The sequence below is a fragment of the Halomonas sp. Bachu 37 genome (assembly GCF_039691755.1).
GTDB classification, from domain to species: domain Bacteria; phylum Pseudomonadota; class Gammaproteobacteria; order Pseudomonadales; family Halomonadaceae; genus Vreelandella; species Vreelandella kashgarensis.
The window spans coordinates 2,270,355-2,292,670 of record NZ_CP137552.1 but is presented as its reverse complement, the minus strand read 5'-3'; the positions used below and the strand labels follow the sequence as shown (position 1 = coordinate 2,292,670).

22 protein-coding genes and 1 pseudogene are annotated in these 22,316 nt (G+C 55.8%); 12 read left to right on the top strand and 11 right to left on the bottom strand.

Features of this window, described 5'->3' with window-relative positions:
* Positions 1 to 315: 315 nt before the first annotated feature.
* The 7 genes from R5M92_RS10520 to R5M92_RS10490 all read right to left on the bottom strand — a co-directional run bounded on the left by R5M92_RS10520 (position 316) and on the right by R5M92_RS10490 (position 6,069).
* Positions 316 to 621, bottom strand: coding sequence for a hypothetical protein (locus tag R5M92_RS10520; RefSeq protein ID WP_346795882.1), 306 nt, complete (start codon positions 619 to 621; stop codon positions 316 to 318).
* Positions 622 to 748: 127 nt separating this feature from the next.
* Positions 749 to 1,555: a 3'(2'),5'-bisphosphate nucleotidase CysQ gene (gene cysQ / locus R5M92_RS10515; RefSeq protein ID WP_346795881.1), complete on the bottom strand. Its 807-nt coding sequence runs from the start codon at positions 1,553 to 1,555 to the stop codon at positions 749 to 751.
* Between the two features lie 98 nt (positions 1,556 to 1,653).
* Complete coding sequence (locus R5M92_RS10510; protein ID WP_346795880.1) at positions 1,654 to 2,934, bottom strand: MgtC/SapB family protein; 1,281 nt, start codon at positions 2,932 to 2,934, stop codon at positions 1,654 to 1,656.
* A gap of 207 nt (positions 2,935 to 3,141) precedes the next feature.
* Positions 3,142 to 3,348, bottom strand: a complete 207-nt coding sequence (locus R5M92_RS10505) for a hypothetical protein (protein WP_346795879.1) — start codon at positions 3,346 to 3,348, stop codon at positions 3,142 to 3,144.
* A gap of 88 nt (positions 3,349 to 3,436) precedes the next feature.
* Positions 3,437 to 4,030, bottom strand: coding sequence for a cell division protein ZipA C-terminal FtsZ-binding domain-containing protein (locus R5M92_RS10500; protein ID WP_346795878.1), 594 nt, complete (start codon positions 4,028 to 4,030; stop codon positions 3,437 to 3,439).
* A 412-nt stretch (positions 4,031 to 4,442) separates the two neighbouring features.
* Positions 4,443 to 4,991, bottom strand: coding sequence for a hypothetical protein (locus R5M92_RS10495; protein WP_346795877.1), 549 nt, complete (start codon positions 4,989 to 4,991; stop codon positions 4,443 to 4,445).
* Positions 4,992 to 5,094: 103 nt separating this feature from the next.
* A complete protein-coding gene (locus tag R5M92_RS10490) occupies positions 5,095 to 6,069 on the bottom strand; it encodes a GNAT family N-acetyltransferase (RefSeq protein ID WP_346795876.1) in 975 nt (324 codons plus the stop codon).
* A 919-nt stretch (positions 6,070 to 6,988) separates the two neighbouring features.
* Between R5M92_RS10490 and R5M92_RS10485 the strand changes: the two genes are divergently transcribed.
* From R5M92_RS10485 to R5M92_RS10450, 8 genes are all read left to right on the top strand, one after another.
* Positions 6,989 to 7,324 (top strand): type II toxin-antitoxin system PrlF family antitoxin, encoded by a 336-nt coding sequence (locus tag R5M92_RS10485; RefSeq protein WP_346795875.1) that lies wholly within the window; start codon positions 6,989 to 6,991, stop codon positions 7,322 to 7,324.
* Complete coding sequence (locus R5M92_RS10480) at positions 7,321 to 7,824, top strand: type II toxin-antitoxin system YhaV family toxin (RefSeq protein WP_346795874.1); 504 nt, start codon at positions 7,321 to 7,323, stop codon at positions 7,822 to 7,824. The genes R5M92_RS10485 and R5M92_RS10480 overlap by 4 nt, the downstream gene beginning before the upstream one ends.
* Positions 7,825 to 8,119: 295 nt before the next feature.
* Entirely contained in the window at positions 8,120 to 8,302 is a 183-nt protein-coding gene (locus R5M92_RS10475; protein WP_346795872.1) for a type II toxin-antitoxin system HicA family toxin, read from the top strand.
* A 35-nt stretch (positions 8,303 to 8,337) separates the two neighbouring features.
* Positions 8,338 to 8,751 carry a type II toxin-antitoxin system HicB family antitoxin gene (locus R5M92_RS10470; protein WP_346795871.1) on the top strand — a complete coding sequence of 138 codons (414 nt, stop codon included), beginning with the start codon at positions 8,338 to 8,340 and terminating at the stop codon, positions 8,749 to 8,751.
* Between the two features lie 314 nt (positions 8,752 to 9,065).
* Complete coding sequence (locus tag R5M92_RS10465) at positions 9,066 to 9,344, top strand: type II toxin-antitoxin system RelE/ParE family toxin (RefSeq protein WP_346795870.1); 279 nt, start codon at positions 9,066 to 9,068, stop codon at positions 9,342 to 9,344.
* Between the two features lie 9 nt (positions 9,345 to 9,353).
* Positions 9,354 to 9,635, top strand: a complete 282-nt coding sequence (locus R5M92_RS10460; RefSeq protein ID WP_346795869.1) for a HigA family addiction module antitoxin — start codon at positions 9,354 to 9,356, stop codon at positions 9,633 to 9,635.
* A 159-nt stretch (positions 9,636 to 9,794) separates the two neighbouring features.
* Positions 9,795 to 10,832 (top strand): IS110 family transposase, encoded by a 1,038-nt coding sequence (locus tag R5M92_RS10455; protein ID WP_346795868.1) that lies wholly within the window; start codon positions 9,795 to 9,797, stop codon positions 10,830 to 10,832.
* A gap of 737 nt (positions 10,833 to 11,569) precedes the next feature.
* A complete protein-coding gene (locus R5M92_RS10450; RefSeq protein WP_346795867.1) occupies positions 11,570 to 12,511 on the top strand; it encodes a GNAT family N-acetyltransferase in 942 nt (313 codons plus the stop codon).
* A gap of 1 nt (position 12,512) precedes the next feature.
* Here the strand turns inward: R5M92_RS10450 and R5M92_RS10445 are convergent, their stop codons facing one another.
* The 4 genes and pseudogenes from R5M92_RS10445 to R5M92_RS10430 all read right to left on the bottom strand — a co-directional run bounded on the left by R5M92_RS10445 (position 12,513) and on the right by R5M92_RS10430 (position 17,485).
* Positions 12,513 to 12,827 (bottom strand): flagellin, encoded by a 315-nt coding sequence (locus tag R5M92_RS10445; protein WP_346795866.1) that lies wholly within the window; start codon positions 12,825 to 12,827, stop codon positions 12,513 to 12,515.
* A gap of 49 nt (positions 12,828 to 12,876) precedes the next feature.
* A pseudogene (locus tag R5M92_RS10440) lies at positions 12,877 to 14,018 on the bottom strand (IS3 family transposase).
* A 29-nt stretch (positions 14,019 to 14,047) separates the two neighbouring features.
* A complete protein-coding gene (locus R5M92_RS10435; protein WP_346795865.1) occupies positions 14,048 to 16,210 on the bottom strand; it encodes a hypothetical protein in 2,163 nt (720 codons plus the stop codon).
* Between the two features lie 105 nt (positions 16,211 to 16,315).
* Positions 16,316 to 17,485 (bottom strand): nucleotide sugar dehydrogenase, encoded by a 1,170-nt coding sequence (locus R5M92_RS10430; RefSeq protein ID WP_346795864.1) that lies wholly within the window; start codon positions 17,483 to 17,485, stop codon positions 16,316 to 16,318.
* 839 nt (positions 17,486 to 18,324) lie between these two features.
* Here R5M92_RS10430 and R5M92_RS10425 point away from each other — a divergent pair.
* Genes R5M92_RS10425 through R5M92_RS10410 form a run of 4 tightly spaced genes read left to right on the top strand, consistent with a single transcriptional unit; the run spans position 18,325 to position 22,269 of the window.
* Positions 18,325 to 19,638, top strand: coding sequence for a nucleotide sugar dehydrogenase (locus R5M92_RS10425; RefSeq protein WP_346795863.1), 1,314 nt, complete (start codon positions 18,325 to 18,327; stop codon positions 19,636 to 19,638).
* Between the two features lie 12 nt (positions 19,639 to 19,650).
* Complete coding sequence (locus R5M92_RS10420) at positions 19,651 to 20,598, top strand: Gfo/Idh/MocA family oxidoreductase (protein ID WP_346795862.1); 948 nt, start codon at positions 19,651 to 19,653, stop codon at positions 20,596 to 20,598.
* A 1-nt stretch (position 20,599) separates the two neighbouring features.
* Positions 20,600 to 21,181, top strand: a complete 582-nt coding sequence (locus R5M92_RS10415) for an acyltransferase (protein ID WP_346795861.1) — start codon at positions 20,600 to 20,602, stop codon at positions 21,179 to 21,181.
* Positions 21,181 to 22,269 carry a DegT/DnrJ/EryC1/StrS family aminotransferase gene (locus R5M92_RS10410; protein ID WP_417339153.1) on the top strand — a complete coding sequence of 363 codons (1,089 nt, stop codon included), beginning with the start codon at positions 21,181 to 21,183 and terminating at the stop codon, positions 22,267 to 22,269. The genes R5M92_RS10415 and R5M92_RS10410 overlap by 1 nt, the downstream gene beginning before the upstream one ends.
* Positions 22,270 to 22,316: the final 47 nt, after the last annotated feature.

Below are 22,316 nucleotides of genomic sequence, written 5' to 3'. Positions count from 1 at the left end.
AGCCGGATTTAGCTGCTAGGCTGGTAGCGTCGGCTGGTGAGACCAGCCCCTAAACCGCAAAGACACATAGCAGCAAGGAGTGCCGCAATGCGTAATATCATCTATATCATCGGTTTGATCGTGGTCGTCCTGTTCATTCTTTCCATGCTGGGCCTCCGCTAGGCGTCGAGCCGTCGAGCCGTCGAGCTAGCTTTGAACAAGCTAATGAACTAGGTGAACGACTTCACCCCGTCAGCCTCTGAAATCAACTCAGTGGCGGCGGGGTAGTATTCTGCGAGTATTCTGAGCGTATTTATCGAGCCCTTATCGGCCGTTTCAGGCGCAGTCCGCCGCGCCCTGGCCGAACATGTCGAACATGATCTCCCGCCCCATGGCCGTCAGTACAAAGCGACCGTGCCCGTTATAGGTGGCGGCTTCACTGATTTCCAGTACCTGCTGACAAGTAGCCCATTCGCTAGAGATGGTCTTCAGGGTCTTCAATTCGCCGCGCTCCAACCCGCGATGGGGCAGGGTGATGATTTCCAGGACATGACCGTGATCGTAAAGCAGTGCCGCCACGGTGGATAAACACTGGCGCAGGCTGCGTTGAAGGTTGGCGGCGGGGGAAATATCGAGCGACATGGCGGTTATCTCCAACTGGCTTCAGTTCGTCCATCGCGTTCGATGGCGGCACTGCAGAACCGGTGAAACGGGCTTGTTGCAGTGCATTGTAAACTAAAGTCGTAATACTACCAATGTCTTAATTTTGTCACTTTTGCCATGTCGCCGACGAACCTCCCCAGGCGATGAAATCGGGATTGAGAACGTCACCGGGCAGTTGGCGCGGCACCGGATAGCGCAGTGGCTCGCCCGTCAGGGTTTCTACCCGCCCGCCGGCCATTTCCAATACCGCCTGGGCCGCGGCGGTGTCCCATTGCGAGGTCGGTCCCAGGCGCGGATAGACATCGGCCAGCCCTTCGGCAATCCAGCACAATTTGAGCGAACTTCCCAGCGCTATCCGCTCATGCTCTCCCAGCGCATCGATCCAGGGTTGCAGGCGCTCGGGGGAGCGGGAGCGGCTGACCAGTACCCGCCACGGCACGCCTGGCTCCGGGCGCTGCGCGACATGAATCGCCTGCCGGGAGTGCGTGGTATCGCTCTTGAACGCGCCCCATCCATGCATGGCCAGGTAAACCGACTGGCTCACCGGCGCCACCACCACGCCCAGCACCGGCCGGCCATTCTCGATCAGGGCGATATTGACGCTGAATTCCCCATTGCGCTTGATGAACTCCTTGGTGCCATCCAGCGGATCGACCAACCAGAAGCGCCCGGCAGCGTCGGCGCCGGTGAAGGCCTCGATATCCTCTTCGGAAAGCACTGGAATGCGTGGCGGTAATGCCTCGAGCTCCTGCAGGATAAGTCGGTTGGCGGCGAGGTCGGCCTCGGTGACCGGGCTAGCATCTTCCTTGGCGGTCACGCTGAAGCCACGGTGATAAAACGCCAGGATGGCCTCGCCGGCGGCGACGGCGATACGCTCTACCTGGTCCAGCAAATGAACGGTCAATAACGCCATGGTGTATGCCTGCTTTTGTTGAATTGTCTCGGACGCCGTCGGAATCGGTCCGTCAGTAACGGTCCGACAGTAACGGTCCGACAGCAAAGGTTCAGGACTTAAACCAGCCAGGCGGTCAGAAACCCCGCCAGCAGGGAAAGCGCGATGGGCACGCCCACGCGTAAGCCCAGGAACGCCGTACCGAACCCCGTGGCCATGGCGGTTTTCACCACGTTGTTTACCGAGGCGGCGATCACGATACCCAGCATGGCGGTTTGCGGCTCGATAGTGCTCTGGGCCATGCGCGTCAACGAGAGCGTGACGGCGTTGACGTCCGCCACCCCCGAAGAGGCCGCGAGCAGATAGACCCCGGCATTGCCCAGCAGCTCCTGCAGCCACTGGCCCAGCAGCAGTACCAGGGTCAGGAACACGCCGAAAAACAACGCCATGCGCAGATCCAGCGGGTTCTGGTTGCGCTCGGGTCTGTCGACGGTCTGGTGGTCTTTCTGCGTGCGCCATATCACCAGCGCGCAGACATAGAGCACACCGCCCATTGCCGCCACGGGCACGACGAGCTGCGGCAGCAGCGCGGGGTTGATCACCATTGTATAGACCAGAATGCGGGGGAACATGGTGCCGCACGCCAGCAATATTCCCGCCGCCAGAAGCGGCGCCAGCGTCTGGTTGTGGCGGGAGAGACGGGCGAAATGCAGCGTCAGGGCGGTGGAAGAACTCAGCCCGGCGAAAATGCTGGTGAAGAGAATCCCTTTTTCCGCGCCGCCCACGCGCATGGCGAAGTAGCCCACGAAGGAGATGGAGGCGATCATCACCACCATCCACCAGATCCCATAGGGATTGAGCACGCCCCCGGGTCCCAGATCCTCATTGGGCAGAAGCGGCAGCATCACCACCGAAATGAGCAGTAGCTTGAGCCCGGCGGCAAGCTCGTTGGCCTGCATCTTGTGCAACAGGCCATGTATCTCGTGCTTGTTGTCCAGGATCACCGCCGTGATGACCGCGCATGCCGTCGCCAGGGCGACGTCCACGCTGACCGCGATAGCGCCGAAGCAGAAGGTCAGCAGCAGCCCCACCAGGCCGGTGATACTGTAGTCGCGCCGCTCGGTTACCTGGGCGCGCCAGGCCACCAGCCCGATCGCCGCTATCGACACGAACATGAACGGAAACGCCCAAGGGGTGAGCCGTTCGGAGAGAAGCGCCGCGATACCACCGAACAGCCCCACCAATGCGTAGGTGCGAATCCCCGCGACTCGCTCGCCGGACTCCTTCTCACGATTTGCCCAGCCCCGCTCCAGCCCGATCAGCGCTCCCAGCAATAGCGCCACACCCAACTCCAGGGCGCCTTTGTTGCGCATGATGAACTCATTGGTGACCTCTTCCATGATCAGCGTTTCCTTAGCGATACAGCAAGACGGTACCAGGAGGATGGCCGATAGCCGGCAGCGCTTCAACGCCAGCCGCGCAACGTGAAGAGCCCAGGCGTTGTCAAGAGGCTGTCAGGCCAGGGTCGAGCCAGGCAAGTGGTTGAAGCAAATGGTTGAAGCAAGTAATTGAAGCAAGTGGTTGAGAAAAGGAGAGGGCGACAGGCTTCAAGCATTATCGAGAGTATTCAACATCTTCTGGGTGTAGCGACGCTGATCCTTCACCGCCTGGGTCAGAATCTCCTCCAGCCTGGTGTAATCCTGGGGCATCCGCTCGTCCATGCCCGTGCTTTCGAACTGCGCCATGGTGAAATACGTTTCCTGGATTATGTGATCGAGCTCATCGAGAACATGCTGGTAGTCGTTATCGGTCATACTTGCCTTGCATCAATGTGGCCCGTCGGGCGTTAAAATATTGGATCGGTAACAATTTAGACACTAAAAGGAAGAGACGTCGGCGATACTACCCGGCCTCGCGGCGCAACGCGTCAAATGTCTCTTCCGTCACCGGCTGACGATCCGCATCCAGAATATGTCCGCCGATATCCGCGACTTCATGGGTGAAGTCGATCAATGCCTCGGGGTTGCGCGATACCCGCCGGGTATTGAGAAAGCGGATAAGAATCGAAACGCCCTGCACGGGAGGCTGCTCTTCGTCGGCATGTAAAGGCGGAAGCTTACCCGGCGGCGCCGAGTTGGCCACCATCAACGGATATCCCTCGGGCGAAGGGGGTAGATGGTAGACGCCCAGCTCCGCCTCGTAAAAGGCATTGCGGGCCTGAAGCAGGTTGCCGAGTGCCTGATTGGCCTGCTGCCCAGGGGAATCGAACACCACGAAAAGGCACTGTTGCGTCTTGGGCTTCTGTTTCGTTTTCTCCCGCCGCGGCGCGACCGGCGCGATGGCTTCCACCGGTGGGGCTTTCTCCTGGGGCTCGGCGGGCTTCTCGGCGGCATTCGCACGCCTTCTGGCCAGGACCACGCCCACCACACTCAAACTCACAAGGCCTAGCAATAGCGCCACACCGGCAAGCCAGGTGGCCAGGGTTGTCTCGTTCATCATTCGCCCCTTTGACAGAACATATCCTTGCAAGTTAACAGAATCTTGAGCGGGGCAAACAACGTCATTCAACGAACATGACTTAGGTTACGTTTTGTACGCCGGAATATTGCTGAAAGTCATGCTCGGCTCATGACGGGTTTAGAAGCCGGCTCCACCCCAGGCTCAGCGATCAAAACCATCGCGCGATGAATCGCCCTCCCACCATGTATTCAGGCTTGAAAGCGAGAAGCCAAGTAGGAGGCCGGCTCCGACGGGCGAGGTTATTCCGAATTCCTGAACAAAGGCCCGTTTCATGGTGGGAGGGCGGCTTGCCGCGCGAGGGGTTACTAGCGCCAACCATGGCGCCTGCCGGTAGGTTCGCTACTACCGTGTTCTGCAAAGTTTGATATTCAGTGCCTTACCTGGCCAGCTACCGATCCTCATGCAAGCGACCTTCTACATACTTGTGCAAAATACTGGCCACCAGCGTCTGGTAAGGTATGCCTTCCGCAAGGGCCTTTTTCTGAAGTCCACGAAGATCCTTGGAAGAAAGTCTGATATTGATGCGTGCATCCTTTTTGAACATGGCTTCTGCATACTGCTGGTGCCGTGCTTTTCCCTCTTCAAAATCTGGCACTCGCTGGAGCTGTCCAGCATCAAACATATCCAGAACCTCTTGCTCTTCTTTATCCAGCCTGCTCATTTTGTACCTCCCAAATAGCTTTTTGGTCGCTTTCCGGCTCGGGATGATCGTTTTCAGAAAAACTTCATCTTCCGACTCTACAAAGGGAACCAGAAAAGCATATCCTTCCATTTCAATAACAAAGACTTTCTGACCTGGATATCGCTTCTGATTCGGGTGTTCGAGCGTATCCAGAATATCCCCAATCGAGATGTGCAATACCACATCTTCGAAGGAGATGTTTCTTTCATCTTGGAGTAGTCGATTCTTCGCTGGGTTCCACGTGATTGGTTTCATGATTCGAATGTAGCACATGGTGTGCTTTTTGTACTCATCCGATCAGGGTTGAAAGCCAGTTTCACCTGGCGAGGGTTACCGGAATTCCTGCACAAAACTTGCTTCATGGTAGGAGGCCGGCTCCGCCGGGCGAGGGGTTAGCCGCCGTGGCGCTGGCGTCTATCCAGGCATGCACCACACAACTGGCTTGCACCTTGAACCCGGCTTGCTCATATAACTGCCGTGCCGGGGTATTGCGCTCATCCACCGCCAACAACACCTCGTCCACCCCGGCCTTGGCCGCCCGTCGGAGCGCCTCGTTCACCACTTGCCTACCCAGCCCCCGGCCGCGCCAGGCGGGCACCAGGCCCATGTACATCAGCTCCCAGTTACCCGCTTCCGGGTGCGGCGCAAGCAGCAGCACGCCGGCATCTTCCCCTTCACAGCGCACCAGGTACCACTGCGCCGGGGCATGCGCGTCCTGGCGCTGAAATCCCATCAGCGCCTCCTGCGCCGTGAACGTCCCTTGCAACTCGGGGCAGTCTTTTGACCCTTCCTCCACCCGTTCGAACAGCGCCGCAAAGTGTTCGAACGTGATCTCACTGACATGAGTAAACGTAGCCCGGCTGCCCGCCACCGGCGAATTCTCTTCCGCCTGGGCAGGAGCGCTCAGGTAATGCAGGCACACCACCGCAGGAAAGCCGTTGGCCGTGAGCAGCGCCGCTGTGGAATGCTCGCCTACCTCCAGCACCGTTTTCACCAAGCGGATGCCTTGCCCCCGCGCCCAGTAAATCGCGGCACTGAGTAAATCAGGCGCGTTGGAACAGCCTGGCTGCGGCAGCCACAGGTTGGCCTCCTTGCCGGGCAGAACCTCCACCCACACCGCCCCGTTAGGCTCGCTTTCGTCGGGTGTGATCAACAAACCGCGCCAATCGACATCCTCGCGTTCCAGCAACTGCTCGATCGCTGCCACGTCGGCATCGCTCTGGGCAGTTTGCGCGGCGGCCAGTTGCATCAAGGCTTTACGCCGCCACGGCACGGGGCAGGTCACAATCCGGCTGCCGGTTTCGGCTGTATAAGAGAAGGTTTGTGGCTCCATTGGTGCTCTCACCCTTGCGTTTCTGCCCAGATAAATATTACCGCTCGGTATCGTAAGCCATGACCTCAAGTTTCGTACTTCAATAATTACCGAACGGTAATCGCTTCGAGCACTCACGTGCGTAGCAGGCCCGCCCTCGGATGCTGACGAAGGGCGATATACTGACGAAAAGCTGGCCAAGATTAAAACCCCTTCTTTGCTGCCTACGAAAATACTCAATAAGTAACAACGCTATATGAGTATTTTAACCTCATGATTATGGTCGATTTCAGGCCGCACCCTGTACAGAAGGAAACTAGGATAGGGGCAATATTAGTTGTGACAGGGGATTACCAGATGGCAAATCAACATCTCGCTGCAGGTGTATCTTTCGATGAGCTCATGGTCTCCCTGCGTCGTGTGAAGGAAGATCCGTACTCCCGTTTGCAGGAGGTCAACAGGAAGCTGCGAGAGGCCAATGCCCGAATGAAGGCCGCTAATTCGCGGGTGGATTACATCTTGAAGGGTTTCAAGTCCGAGGTTTCCCGATCCCAGACAGGAAGACTATCCTGAAACGACCCTGTCATTAAAACCCAACTCAAGGTTTTGCTCGATCATTGCTCACCATCGCTGCAATGATGATCGATGTCTCCGCTCTCGCCCAGAACGTCACGTTCGACACAAAGAAGTACCGCGACGTGGCCACTCAGCCTGGCTAGGCACAACTCCAGAATGCGTCACTGCGTTCGCAAGACACCACGGCACGCGACCTGGTGGGAGGCCGCTTCAGCGGGCGAGGGGTTTACTGCGTCAGCGCTAGCGTGTCATGGCGAGGAGTACCGCGACGAGGCCATTTCGGCCTGGAGGATGGGGATTGCCATTGGACTAGACAATGCATTTGCATTACCTTTAGTGCGTTGCCATTGAATGGAGACCCGTCATGAACACGGCCATTGAAGATGATTCCACCTTGACGGATCGCTACCAGACGACCGTGCCGGCATCGGTTCGGCGTGCGCTGAAGCTAAAACGCCGTGACCGGATTCACTACACGATTCGCGACAATGGCGAGGTGGTACTATCACGTGCCCACAATGAGTCCAGTCAAGACCCCGTGATGGTCAGTTTCCTGGCATTTCTGGAGCGTGACCTGCGGGAACACCCGGAAAGTATTCAGCCGGTGACTGCCAGCACCTTTGCCGAGGCCGAGCGCTTGACGTCAGGCATCGAAGTCGATCTTGATGAAGCGCTGACAGAGGACGACGATGACGCATGACGCCTCTAACGCGTAACGGCTGGAGGATCTACGCGCACCCGTTGTTTTTGACGCAGATTGATGCCCTCACCCGCACGGTAGGGCAACTCCAAGCGAAAGATCCGATTGGATACCGCAGCAAGCCAGCGACCAAACGCCTGGCCGCGATTTTGAAGCTGGCCTTGCACGACATTCCACAAGACCCGTCCGGCTCTCAGTACCGCCAAGGGAATACGCTAGGAACTGAACACACCCATTGGCACCGAGCAAAATTCTACCAGCAGTACCGGTTATTCTTCCGTTACGACCTCGCTAGCAAGATCATCATTTACGCCTGGGTCAACGACGAAGCCACCAAGCGTGCCTATGACAGCAAACACGATGCGTATGCTGTTTTCCGCAAGATGCTGGGTAACGGTAATCCCCCGGATAACTGGGAGGCGCTATGGAGAGCGGCCATCCATGAAGGTGAGCGTACTAAAGCACTTCTGGATGCAGGAGATGACAAGCCTTGCCTTTGACTCGTTTCACAACCACCCAGCCAGCTACCGAGTGGGAGGCCGCTTCAGCGGGCGAGGGGTTTACTGCATAGAGCTAGCGGTGTCATGCGGGGAGTACCGCGACGCGGCCATCTTGAGTTTGGTTTGCTCATTCTCCAGCGCCGTCGCCGGATCGTAATCGTAAATCTTGTCGCTCATCCTGTCCTCCTGGTGGCTTCCGGCATCAGCGGCTGCTGAGGTAGCGTCTCACTCCAAGAATGGACGTAGCGCCTTGTCGGGGTTATTATAACCCCGCATACAACGACAGGAGCCTGAGGTGAAGAGCAGCGAACTGATCAAGGAGCTCGAAGCGGATGGCTGGGCGCTGGATCGTATCAAAGGCAGTCACCACCACTTCAGGCATCCGGCCAAGCCCGGCACCATCACTGTGCCTCACCCGAAGAAGGACCTGAAGAAAGGCTTGATACAGGCCATCAGGAAGCAAGCCGGCCTCAAGTGAGACCTGCCGCCCTGTCTCACCAAAGGAGAAACGACATGCACTATCCTATTGCCATCGAGGTAGGTGACGACCAGCACGCCTATGGCGTGGCAGTGCCCGACCTGCCGGGCTGCTTCTCGGCCGGAGATACCTTCGACGAGGCGATCGCCAACGCTCGGGAGGCCATCGAGGGCCATCTCGAGAATCTGGCTGAACACGGCGATCCCATCCCCTCGGCCAGCGCCATCGAGCAGCACTTGGCGGATCCCGATTACACCGGATGGGTGTGGGCTGCGGTCGAGATCGACATGACCCCCTATCTGGGGAAGAGCCACAAGGTCAACGTCACCCTGCCCGACCTGCTCATCAAGCGCATCGACAATGCGGTCGAGCGTAACAGTGACTTCAAGAGCCGCTCGGCCTTTCTGGCTCGCGCCGCGATGCACGAACTCGAACGCCACGCCCACTAACGCCAGCGCCCCGGCACGAAGGCCGGGGCGCATCATGTCTGGCGGGGCACAACCCCAGATTGCTTCACTGCGTTCGCAATGGCTCTACGGCACGTTTCCTGGTGGGAGGCCGCTTCAGCGGGCGAGGGTTACCCAGACATAGCCACCTAAATATCATGCGACTTACGCCCCCTCCCACCCTCTGTCAGCCTTTATAAGTGGCTGCAAAAGCCCGGCTAGCCTACACATTCGATCAACTCTAGAGCTTGTCGATTGTGTGCTGTTACTCAGTTTCACTACTTGCCTTGTGTATACTGATGCTATACGCTTTTCATATGATTAAAAGCTTCCGACACAAAGGCCTGCGCAAGTTCTTCGAAACCGGTTCAGTTGCTGTCATCCAGGGAAAGCATGCCACGAAGCTGCAAATACAACTTACCGCCCTAGATAGTGCCAAGCGTCCCGAGGACATGAACGCACCAAGCTGGAAGCTCCACCCGCTCAAGGGTAGTCTGCGCGGGCATTGGGCAATCACAGTCAATGGGAACTGGCGGCTCACCTTTGTTTTCGAGGGGGAGGATGCCATCTTGGTTGATTATCAAGACTACCACTAGGAGCGCTCTATGAATCGCATGCACAACCCCGCGCACCCTGGCACCGTGTTGCGTGAATACATCGGTGAGATGACCGTCACCGAAGCAGCATCGCGGCTTGGCGTGACTCGGGCCGCGTTATCTCGAATCCTGAACGGCAGTGCAGGGGTCTCTGCCGATATGGCGCTGCGCCTTGAGCAGGCCTTGGGCACTAGCGCCGAGATGTGGCTGGAGATGCAGCTCAAGTATGAGCTGTGGCAGGCCTCACAGCGGCCGCGTGCTCAGGTAACGCCGCTGCATGCAGCAGGTTGAAGATCACGAACGTACCACTAAAATCGATCTTCGCCTTCCCGCCAACTACCTGGTGGGAAATGGGATGGACCCGTCCCCCCATGTGCCAAGATAGATAGGTTGCCCATCTACCTACTGGTGCATGAGGCACTGACGGCATCCTGAGAGGAGGGTCCATCCATGAATCAGATTAGCATTGTCGGCATTGACCTGGCGAAATACGTCTTTCAGCTCCACGCCGTAGACGGGCGGGGCCACAAGATCTTCAGCAAGCTGGTTCAGCGTGACCAGTTACGCATGGTGCTTTCCCAGCTTCCGCCTTGCCGAGTGGCCATGGAGGCATGTGGTTCAGCACACTACTGGGTGAGAGAAATCCGCGCCCTGGGACACGAGACAGAGTTGCTGCCACCCCAGGCCGTCAAACCGTTCGTTCTCGGCCACAAGAATGATGCGCGCGATGCTGCCGCCATTGCCGAAGCCGCTGCGCGCCCTGCTACGCCTCGTGTCGCCATCAAGACAGAAACCCAGCAAGCTACCCAGGCCGTACATCGGGTTCGCAGCCGACTGGTTCGAGACCGCACGGCAATCGGCAATGAGCTGCGTGGTTTAATGGGGGAGTTCGGCCTCGTCGTAGCCCAGGGACATGCCATGATACGTCAGGGCATCATCCGCGAGTTGCTCGATGAGCAGCAGGCACGGTTAGGCGATGAGTTATTCGCGCTGCTGGCCGATCTGCTCGACCAATGGCGCGAACTCGATGCTCGGGTAACGCACTATGACAAGCGTCTGCAGGCGTTGGCCAAGGCATCAGAGGAGGCACAGCGCTTGATGAGCATCCCCGGTATCGGGCCGATCAATGCGACGTTGCTGTTCAGCCACCTGGGAGATCCGGCCCGGTTCCCCAGTGGCCGTCAGTTCAGTGCATCGTTGGGGCTGGTGCCACGGCAGTACTCCAGCGGAGGGCACAGCCGCTTGAAGGGCATCACCAAGCGTGGCAATGGCGAGGTCCGGCGTCAGCTGGTACACGGCGCCAGAGCGGCTTTACGCCAGTTCCAGCGCCAGGAACATCCGGATCGGCTAGCACGCTGGGCATGCACGTTGGCGGCACGCGTCGGTCAGCGCAAGGCCATCGTGGCGCTGGCTAACAAGTTGGCTCGGATCTGTTGGTCCCTACTGGTTCACGGGCAACGCTACCAGCCACAAGGGCGGGCCGCCTGATGATGAGAAAAAGTAGACACTAGCTTGTTGTACCCTAGTTTACCCAACCCCGAGGTTGCGCAGGCGAGACGCTTCGATGGCATGACCGGTAAGACCGGCTCTCTGACACTCTGCTAGCCGGGAAGGCCCATCACGAGGCCGAGTGGGAGATCAGATCAGAGAGCGCGCATTCCATCAAGGCCAGGCACTCAAGGTGCCACCGATAGGCCGGATATAAGCGTGCAGTCCTCACCCCATGCATTGTTGCCTCTGGCTTGCACAACGGGACGGGTCCATATAAGGCCGGCTCTGCCGGGCGAGGGGTTACAGCGTCAGGGCTAGTAGTGTCATAGCGAGGAGCGCAGCGACGCGGCTATTTCAGGCCCGGCTCACCTTCGCCTTTCCAGATGCTTCTCCGCATCGACAACGTTACCCCCTAGACTCGCCAGGCCTTGGTCAGTGAGACCAGGCGAACAAGCAGTACCTTGTTCAGCGTTGAAGAGCGGCGTTCTTATCGAGATCTTCACACTTAAGCCTTCAATCAAGCCTTCAATCGGCTATTGGTCGTTATCGTCGCTGAATGAAGGTAACGTCGCCGGGCATAGCGGAAAGAGTTAAAAGGTAGGTGCAGTACGGCTCAGTAGGGCTGTCTTTGGCAAGCTAAGTTGTATCTAAGCTTTAATATGTACAGCTATTTACTGAAAGGAGAGACGCTAGTGCCGAAGAGGGGGGGTTATACAACTGAAACCGGATCGAATGTGATCACCTGCCCTGAGTCAGTGCGGCGCGACGCTGTTTTACAACTGGCCGCGGCACAGGATGAACGCTACAGAGCCAAACTGACGGCGGCCATCAAACAGGCACTAGAACGGTTTGATCCCGATTGGAGTGGTTTACTGATAAAGCCGGATGAGCAAGGTAAACCCGCCGGCGCCATTTGGGTGGAAGTCCTGCCCGGCAAGGAAGCCAATCTATGGCTACCGCAACTGGCATATGCCGGCGCTGCCGATTTGCTACAAGCCGCGACTCGTTGGGCACGGGGGCAGGGCATCCGGGTGATGAAAACGGTGCTTGACGTGGACGATCATCCAGCGGCGGCACTGCTGGAAGCCAATGGTTTTCCCCAAGTGGTGTGCTTGCACTATCTGGGGGCTTCTCCGCAAGCGGGGGTGAGTACGCCGGAGGCCGGCAGGATGACCACGTTTACCCAGGTGGGTGAGGTTACCTTCGAGCGTTTTTGTGAGTTGTTCGCCCAGGTAGAGGAGGGCTCGCTGGACTGCCCCGAGCTGCAAGGAATATTCACGGCGGAAGAGGCGCTGATGGGGTTCCGGCGCCAGGATGTGCATGCCCCAGCGCAGTGGTACCTGGTGCGCTGTGAAAATGAGGATGCCGGTGTGCTGTTGCTTGCGCCGCACCCGGCAGCCGGTAATTGGGAGTTGATGTATATGGGGCTGGTGCCCGCCTGGCGTGGCCATGGGCTGGGCAGGCAAGTAGTAGATAAAACGCTGCGCCTGGCGGGAGAGGCCGGGGTGAATGAGGTACTACTGGCGGTGGATGAGCGCAATACCCCGGCGCGGACGTTGTATGAACAGGCCGGGTTCGAGGTGCGGGCCCGGTGTGTGGTGCATGCTTGGCTGATGCGAACGTCGACCACGAGTCATCACGGCGTAGCGAAGCGAGCTGAGGTCTGGGTGGACTAAATCAACCTAACAGCGCTAATACGGTCTCAGGCATCAGGTTCGTTTGGGCCAGTACGCCATTTCCGGCTTGCTGCAAAATTTGCGCCTTCACTAAAGCGGAGCTTTCCGCTGCATAATCCGCATCCATAATGCGTGAACGTGCTTCGGTAAGGTTTATCGACGTAACATTTGCGCCTTCGATTACATTGCCCAAGCGGTTCTCCATCGCTCCTAGATAGCTACGTTTCTCGTCAACGCGTGCTATGGCGCGATCAATTGCGGCGATGGGGTCATCAGGCTGGCGCAAGCGCACCTCTTCACCGGTTTCGGTCAGCATGATCGGCGTAAAGTAATCCTGTTCTGGTCAAGTCAGAGCGGACACATTTTCAAGCCGCAGCCGCCAGTTCGATCTCCCTCGGCGTCTGATAGCCTAGGGTCGAGTGAAGCCGGCAACTGTTGTACTCCATCTCGATGTAGTCGATTACATCCCGCCGTGCCGCCTGTCGGCTCGCATACCGCTGGTCAGCCAACCACTCGCTTTTCAGTGAGCCAAAAAAGCGCTCCATGACGGCATTATCCCAGCAGTTCCCCTTGCGGCTCATCGAGGCCTGGAACCCATGCCGAACAAGCGTGCCGCGGTACTCATGCGACGCGTATTGGCTCCCGCGATCGCTATGATGAATCAACCCTCTACCGGGTTGCCGGCGGCCCACGCCCATCTCCAGGGCGTCCAGGACCAGTTGCGTGCGCATGTGCTCGGCCATCGCCCAGCCCACCAACTGCCGGTCGTGGAGGTCGAGCACCGCCGCCAGGTAGAGCCATCCTTCCAACGTCCAGATAGCCGTAATATCAGCCACCCAGGCCCGATTCGGTGCCGCCACCGTGAATTGGCGATTCAAGAGGTTGGGCGCCACCGGCAGGGTGTGCTGGGTATCGGTCGTATGACGCCAGCGTCGCCGCTGGCGTGCCTCTACACCGGCTTCCCGCATCAGGCTTCGGGCCTGGTAACGACCGACCTCATAGCCACGGCGTCGCAGTTCTTTGGCCATGCGGCGGCTGCCGTAGCTGCCGCGCTTCCGGCGATGGATCTCTCTGACCTCATGGAGCAGGGCCTGTCGATGGTCATCAGGGTCACGTCGTCGCCAGGCATAGAAACCGCTCCGGCTGACCCGCATGACCCGACACAACACGGCCACGGGGTAGGTGGCCTTCTCCGACTCGATGAACTGGTATCTCAGTTCGACTCTTTGGCGAAGAAGGCCGCCGCCTTTTTTAAAATATCCTTTTCAACCTGAAGCTTACGAACTTCTTCGCGGAGCTTCTTGATCTCGGCGTCGCGATCGTCCTCCTGCCGCCCCGGGGTGCCGGAGCCCTGCTGGCGGTGCTTGCGGCACCAGCGGTCCAGCACGCTGCGCTCCACGCCCAGGCGCCGGGCGGCCTCGGATACGGAATACCCCTGATCGCTCACCAGGCTCACTGCATCCGCCTTGAATTCATCGGAAAACCGACGTCGAGTCTTCTTGGTCATGAACACCTCCACTGCCTCCATTATGAGGCTTACCGGGGTGTCCGCTCTAATTGGACCACTTCATCCTGCCCGTCGCCCGCATCGGTGATTGCCGAATAAGTAAAGCGTTGGTAAATCGCCACCTCACCCATGCCGTTGAGCGTCTTGAGCAGATACTCTCCGCTACCCGATACGTAATGCCCTTCTAGCGAATCGACCCGGACCAACGTCGCGGTTTTATAGCTTGAACCGCCGTCGTCGGAAACCCGCATAATGTAGTTACCGTCACTGTCTTTGCCTAATACATTTTCACGTAATACGCCGCTAGCATCACGGTAGGAAACCAGCAGGTTTTCCTGGTCAGCGTTAAACTCTACAGTGGAATGGCCGCTATCAATAATCTCGACGTTCTCTACCTGGCGTATAGGGGTGTCGCCGTCTTTGGTTGCTGTGATAGTCACCGAGCCATCCGGGGTCATCACGGTATCCACTTGAACGTTATAGAACGCGACTCCGTCATCTTGTAAAGCACGTAGAAAATAGCGGTCATCTTCCCCCTTTACCAATGCGAGTTCGCCATCAACGCCAGGGGCATCGAACGTCACTTTCTCTACCGGAGAACCAGGCAGCGTATCTACAACCGAGCGGGTCTGCAGTGCAGATGCTTCCTGGCGAGCCACACCATCTGCGACGATGGCTAAATTACCGGAACCGTCTTGCTCCAACGTTAACGTTGCCGGTTGGTAACTGGCGGGGGTCCCCGCATCTTTCTCATAAAAACGCGTATCGTTGCCGCGCACGAGCATCTTGCCAGCTGGGGTATACACGGAAGGTGGTTCAATTTCCGTAATCTTTGCTCCATCAGCAAAAAACGCGTTATCTGCTGGCACGTCTGCGTCAATCAATGCGTTATAGCGAACCGTAATATCTCCCTGCCCCGGGGCATCGAGCGACGTCACGATGGCATCCACACTATAAATTGCAAAGGTATCGTCTTGATTGGCGACCCGTAGGTAAGTATCGCCATCCACTTCAATAAGCTCGCCGGTTTCAGGGGCAGTATCCGCTGGGAAACCCTCAAACGCCAAGCTGGCCTCGGCCAAGGGTAACGGCGCCAATGGCTCTGCGGGCTCGTAGGAAGTCGCGGTTAGCGGTTGGCTGTCCATCATCCGCACGCGTACTTCGGGCAGTGCGCCGCTGTAAGTGGGGTCTGCTGAGCGCGTTGTTTCCACTTGGGCAGGGTAATAAAAACGCTCCCCTTCCTGCCAGGTGGAAAGAAAGTAATTCCCGCCGGCTTTCACAAGCTGCTGAGCGCTGCCTGGAGCGGGGGCACCGTCAGTATCTACGAAAATAGCCCCGTCGAGAGTCACCGGTTTTAGCCCATCAGGCGGTGAAAGCCGCGTTTCCTGCTGGCCAGTCACGCTAACCGTCGTGCTGCGCGTGCTGGTATAGCTTTGGGCTCTGACATCGGCCTGGTAATGAACCGTGTTCCCCTGGGCGTCGACCCCCTGCATGTAATACGCGTCGCTTGTGCTGCGCATCAGTTTGCCATCACTGATACTTCCCCCACCTGAAACGGCGAAGTGGGTTGAGGTGCTGGTACCATCCGTGGGGAACAGATGAATATTCTTCGACCTACCCGGCAGAGTAGAGGTAGGGCGAACCTCTCCTGAAATTCCGGAAATATTGAAATCCTCCAACCCCAGCGCCTCTACGCTAAAGCCGGGTGGACGAAGATCGAGCCCGAGCGTTTCTTTCGCATTGGCCCCCACCTGAAGATTGACCATACCGGCTTGGCCGCTGAGAAGGGGTATGCTATTGAATTGCGCCTGCTCGTTGAGGCGGTCAATTTCCTTGAGGTTCAGGTTGATTTCCGCCTGGATATTATCTTGGTCGGGCTGCCCCAAAGTGCCGTTGATTCCCTGTATCGTCAGCTCGCGAATCCGCTGCAGTTTGTCATTAAGCCGGCTCAATACCTCATGCGCGGTTTGTGACATTGAGATGCCATCGTTAGCATTACGCTGCGCTACGGTACTACCCCGAATTTGGCTTGTCATCCGGTTGGCAATTGATTGCCCTGCCGCATCATCCTTGGCGCTATTAACCCGCAAGCCAGAAGATAGACGCTCCATTGCCGTGCCTAAGGCCGACTGCGAACGCTTGAGGTTATTCTGCCCGCTCAGGGAAGCCGTATTGGTATTGATGACTGTCATGCGCAGCGCATTCTCCTTATATATACGCTTCATTATATGTTCCACAGACGGCAGAACGAAATGCTTTCTTGCGTGAGGCAGTTTGAGAAGCAGGCGAGCAATTGTTCAATCACTACCAAACAAATCGCGGGTGTACACTTTATCTTCTATATCACGCAACTCATCGGTCATGCGGTTGGCCAGTACCACATCGCAAAGGTGCTTGAAAGCGGATAAATCATTAATCACGGCGGAGCCGAAAAACTCGCTCTGCTCCAGTGCCGGCTCGTACACAATCACCTTGATCCCCTTGGCCTTGATGCGCTTCATCACACCTTGCATGGCGCTGGCGCGGAAGTTATCCGAGCCGGCTTTCATGATCAGGCGGTAAACACCCACTACCTGCGGCTCGCGCTGGATAATGCTTTCGGCAATAAAATCCTTGCGGGTGCGGTTGGCCTCCACAATTGCTTGGATCAGGTTGTTGGGCACATCCTGGTAGTTGGTCAACAGCTGCTTGGTATCTTTGGGCAGGCAGTAGCCCCCATAGCCAAAGCTTGGGTTGTTGTAATGCTTGCCGATACGCGGGTCCAGGCCCACTCCCTCGATAATTTGACGAGAGTCCAATCCACGAGAAGCGGCATAGGTATCGAGTTCGTTAAAGTACGCCACCCGCATCGCCAAATAGGTATTGGCAAACAGCTTGATGGCTTCGGCCTCGGTGCTGTTGGTCAGCAGCACGGGAACGTCTTGCTTATTAGCGCCTTGGCTCAGCATATCGGCAAACTGCTGTGCCCGCGTTGAGCGTTCACCCACGACAATACGCGTCGGGTACAGGTTATCGTAAAGGGCCTTGCCTTCACGCAAGAACTCCGGGGAAAACACTAGGTTGTCGGTATTAAAACGCTGCCGGGCTTCAGCGGTGTAACCCACCGGCACGGTGGATTTGATGACCATGACCGCACTGGGGTTGACCGCCATGACGTCTTGAATGACCGAATCTACGCTGGAGGTATCGAAAGCATTGGTCTGCGGGTCGTAATTGGTCGGTGTAGCGATGATTACCCACTCGGCATCAGCGAGCGCTGAATCTCTTGCGGTAGTCGGTGAAAAGTGCAGCGCAGTATCCATTAAGAAGCGCTGGATATATTCATCATCAATAGGTGAAACGCGCTTAGCTAACTTTTCAACTCTGTCGGAATCGATATCCAAGGCCGTTACGTTATTGTGCTGGGCCAACAGTAACGCGTTCGAAAGCCCTACATATCCTAAACCTACCACAGTAATATTTTCCATTTATTGAAACTCTAGTAGTTACAGTCAATATTCTGGCATAGACCCGACGATATCACATTAACGTTTGTATTTGGGGCGGCGATAACTCGCCAGAGTAATAGTATTCCTGGATTTATAACTGAATTACCATTTACGAGCTTCGTCGTAACGAGACCGTTGATGGCTATCATCCTGAGCTGACGCAATTCCGCAGCCGTGAACAGCGGCACATCGCCTAAAAGTGGGCGAAGCGCTTACTCAGCATGGTCAATATTGTCTGCAGCTGTATGAGGAGGGGAGTCCAGAGCAAATCAGCGTTTCATAGCGCTTTGACCGGTATTTCCGTCAGCCTAAATAGCGCAACAAGCCCCGGCTCAAGAAAAATGAGCGGGCTTGTCGAGTTTTCCAACCGCATGTAGCATCTAGCAACGTCCCGCAGAGGTCGATGACTAGCTCATCATTGGCCATTATGGGGCAACATCGAGCTCAATGGACTTAAGCAGCCGGGCTTGGACACGTTGGTCGAACACCATAAATTGATCTGTAAACCGCTGTGCTAATGGAGTAAAGTGACTTTTTAAAATAGTAAGTTCACAATACCAGGGCCCATCCAAACGGTGTTGACGCAGCTGTGATTGAATCAGCTAACAGTTTTACACATGTGAATGCTGGTGTCTGGAGGGCTTGAAACGGTATTCAGACAATTTAAGAGAAGGTATCTGACAGACTTTAATATTATAGTATAATATTAGCTGATTAGAATGCTGTATATCTTTTAAAAAACCAAGCGATTCCTATTTTATAAAAAGTTTTGATAGAAATTTAGTAGCTCTATAAATCTTTAGTTGAAAGAGATTAATATGTCTGATTTTTTGCAAGGATTGATTAAAAGGATTGAAAGTAAAGAAGCCCTAATAGGCATCATCGGGCTGGGGTACGTCGGCTTGCCGTTAGCTTTACGCTATAGTAAAGCTGGTTTTGTTGTGCTCGGGTTTGATGTTGATAAAGAAAAAATAAGAAATCTTAATTCGGGGGGGAGCTATATTGAACATGTCACCGCCGCTAGGGTTGACCAGGCAATAAAGAAAGGATTTAAAGCAACATCTGACTTTAAAGATATTGCCGCGTGTGATGCAGTTGTTCTTTGCGTGCCGACACCGCTAAATAAATACCGCGAACCAGATATTAGCTATGTGATAAAAACCGCGGAAGCTATTCAACCCTATTTAAAATCTGGCCAAGTGGTTTCTCTAGAAAGTACTACTTACCCTGGCACCACGGAAGAGGAGGTGCTGCCCAGGATTGAAGCCAGTGGCTTAACTGTAGGAGAAGATATTTTTCTTGTTTACTCACCAGAAAGAGAGGATCCGGGTAACCTGAATTTTGAAACACAAACGATCCCTAAAATAGTTGCGGGACATACCACAGCCTGTAAAGAGGCAGGCATTATGCTTTACCAACAGGCAGTTGATAACGTGGTGCCGCTAAGCTCAACAAAAGCGGCAGAGATGACCAAGCTACTGGAGAACATTCACCGAGCGGTAAATATTGGGCTAGTCAATGAAATGAAGATTGTAGCCGATCGCATGGGCATCGATATTTTCGAGGTCATTGATGCTGCTGCGACCAAACCTTTTGGCTTCACGCCCTACTATCCGGGGCCGGGTCTTGGCGGGCACTGTATCCCCATCGACCCCTTCTATTTGACTTGGAAGGCGCGGGAATATGGCCTGCATACTCGCTTCATCGAACTTTCCGGCGAGGTGAACCGCGCCATGCCGGAATACGTAGTAGGCAAATTGATAGATGGTCTGAATAATCATTGCAAGTCTCTGAAGGGCAGCTGCGTATTGGTACTAGGCATTGCTTACAAGAAGAACATTGACGATATGCGGGAATCTGCCTCAGTGGAAATCATGGAGCTGATCGAGGCCAAAGGGGCTGAGGTGGCCTACAGTGACCCCCACGTGCCTTTCTTCCCCAGAATGCGTGAACACCACTTCGACCTGGAAAGTGTAGAATTGACCCCCGAACGTTTAACCAGCTTCGACGCCGTGGTACTGGCCACTGACCACGACCGCTTTGATTTTGACTTGATCCAGCAGTACGCCAAGCTGATCGTCGACAGCCGCGGTATCTACCGAGAGCCTGCCTCTCACATCATTAAGGCCTGAGGAGCTGCACGGATGAAGAACTTTGCTCTAATTGGCGCAGCGGGTTACATCGCCCCGCGCCACATGAAAGCTATCAAGGAAACCGGCAACCACCTGGCAATTGGTTACGATATCAACGACTCGGTCGGCATCATCGATTCCATCTCACCGCAGAGCGAATTCTTCACCGAGTTTGAGCGCTTCCAGGAACACGTCTGGAAGCTCAAGCGCAAAATTGATACCGCACTGGACTACGTTGCCGTTTGCTCGCCCAACTACCTTCACCATGCCCACATTGCCGCCGGGCTGCGCATGGGCTGCGACGTGATCTGTGAAAAGCCGTTGGTGCCCACGCCCGAATTGATTGATGAGCTTGCACTAATCGAGACAGAGACGGGTCAGCGCATCTACAACATCCTACAGTTGCGCCATCATCCGGCGATTCTGGAGCTTAAGCAGAAGGTAGAGATTGAACAGCGTGCAGACAAACATGAAGTGGAACTGACTTACATCACTTCACGCGGTAAATGGTACGGTAAGAGCTGGAAGGGAGACCCGCTCAAGTCATTCGGCGTGGCTACCAATATCGGTGTGCATTTTTTCGACATGCTACACTTCATCTTTGGGCAGCTGCAGAAGAATGTTTTGCATTATGCAAGCGACACCAAGGCCGCCGGCTATTTGGAATACGCTAAAGCGCGGGTGCCTTGGTTCCTTTCCATCGACGCTAACGACCTGCCGGAAAGCATCAAAGGCAAGCAATCTACCTATCGATCCATCACCATGAACGATAATGAGATCGAGTTTTCCGGCGGCTTCACCGATCTGCACACCGTCAGCTATCAGGAAATCCTCGCTGGTCGCGGCTACGGCATTGAGGAGGCCCGCCACTGCGTGGAAACCGTGAGTACAATCCGCTCTGCCCAGCCCCAAAAGCCTGGGGCGGGCGAAGGGCACCCCTTTCTCACTCGGTTGATGTGATATGAACGTGATGATTCATGAATCCGCTATTGTTGACGAAGGCGCCCAGATCGGCGAAGGCTCCCGCGTATGGCACTTCGTGCACGTATGCGGCGGCGCCCGCATCGGCAAGAACGTTTCCATGGGCCAGGGCGTGTTCGTCGGCAACAAGGTCACCATCGGCGACAACTGCAAGATCCAGAACAACGTCTCCGTGTACGACAACGTGCACTTGGAAGAAGGCGTGTTCTGCGGCCCCAGCATGGTATTCACCAATGTCTACAACCCCCGCTCACTGATCGAGCGCAAGGACGAATACCGTGACACCCTGGCCCGCAAGGGAGCCAGCCTGGGTGCCAACTGCACCATCGTGTGTGGCGTGACCATTGGCGAGTACGCCTTCATCGGCGCCGGCGCCGTCGTCAACAAAAACGTACCGGCCTATGCCCTGATGGTGGGAGTACCCGCCAAGCAGATTGGCTGGATGAGCGAGTACGGCGAACAGTTGGATCTACCGCTGACAGGGCAGGGTGAAGCCGTGTGCCAGCACACTGGCGGCCGCTACGTGCTGGATGGCCATCAACTGACCAAGGTAAGCGAATGATCCCCTTCATCGACCTTGCCGCCCAGCAGGCGCGGATCAAGGACAAGATCGACGCCGGCATCCAGCGCGTCCTCGCCCACGGAAAGTACATTCTGGGCCCAGAAGTGCATGAGCTGGAAGAAAAACTCGCCGACTACATTGGCGCCAAGTACTGCATCACCTGCGCCAACGGCACCGATGCTTTGCAAATCGCCCAGATGGCCCTTGGCATCGGCCCCGGCGACGAAGTGATTACCCCCGGCTTCACCTACATAGCCACTGCTGAAACCATCGCTCTACTGAGCGCAAAACCAGTATACGTGGATATCGATCCGGGCACCTATAACCTAGACCCTACTAAACTGGAAGAGGCAATCACGCCTCGTACGAAAGCAATAATTCCGGTATCTCTATACGGGCAGTGCCCTCATTTCGACGCCATCAACCTTATTGCCAAAAAGCATGGCATCACAGTAATTGAGGATGCTGCTCAAAGTTTCGGTGCCACTTACAATTGGATAAAATCTTGCAATCTGAGTACCATCGCCACGACGAGTTTTTTTCCTAGCAAACCTCTAGGCTGTTATGGAGATGGAGGAGCAATTTTTACCAGCAACGATGAGCTGGCCACTGTGATACGTCAAATCGCTCGCCATGGACAAGATCGCCGCTACCATCACATTCGCGTAGGTGTAAATAGCAGGCTTGATACCTTACAAGCCGCGATTTTGTTAGCAAAGCTAGACATTTTCGATGAAGAATTACACTTACGCCAGCAGGTAGCAGAGCGCTACAACCAGCTATTCCATAACGCACACGTCACGACTACACCTTACATAAGGCCTAATAACAGAAGTGCCTGGGCGCAGTATACTATTCGTGTAGAGGGCCGAGAGAAGTTACAAGCAGCTCTCATGAAAGCCGGTATACCCACTACAGTGCATTACCCGACCCCTCTAAACAAACAACCAGCAGTAGCGGATGCATCAGCAAGGCTACCCATAGGTAATAAAGCTTCGCAGCAAGTAATGTCGATACCCATGCACCCTTATCTCAAAAGCCACACTCAAGAAAAAATTGTGATGGCCATACAAGAAGCTAACCTATGAAGATACGACTCCTGTTACTCTTCTTTACAGCCTGCCAACGAAAAATA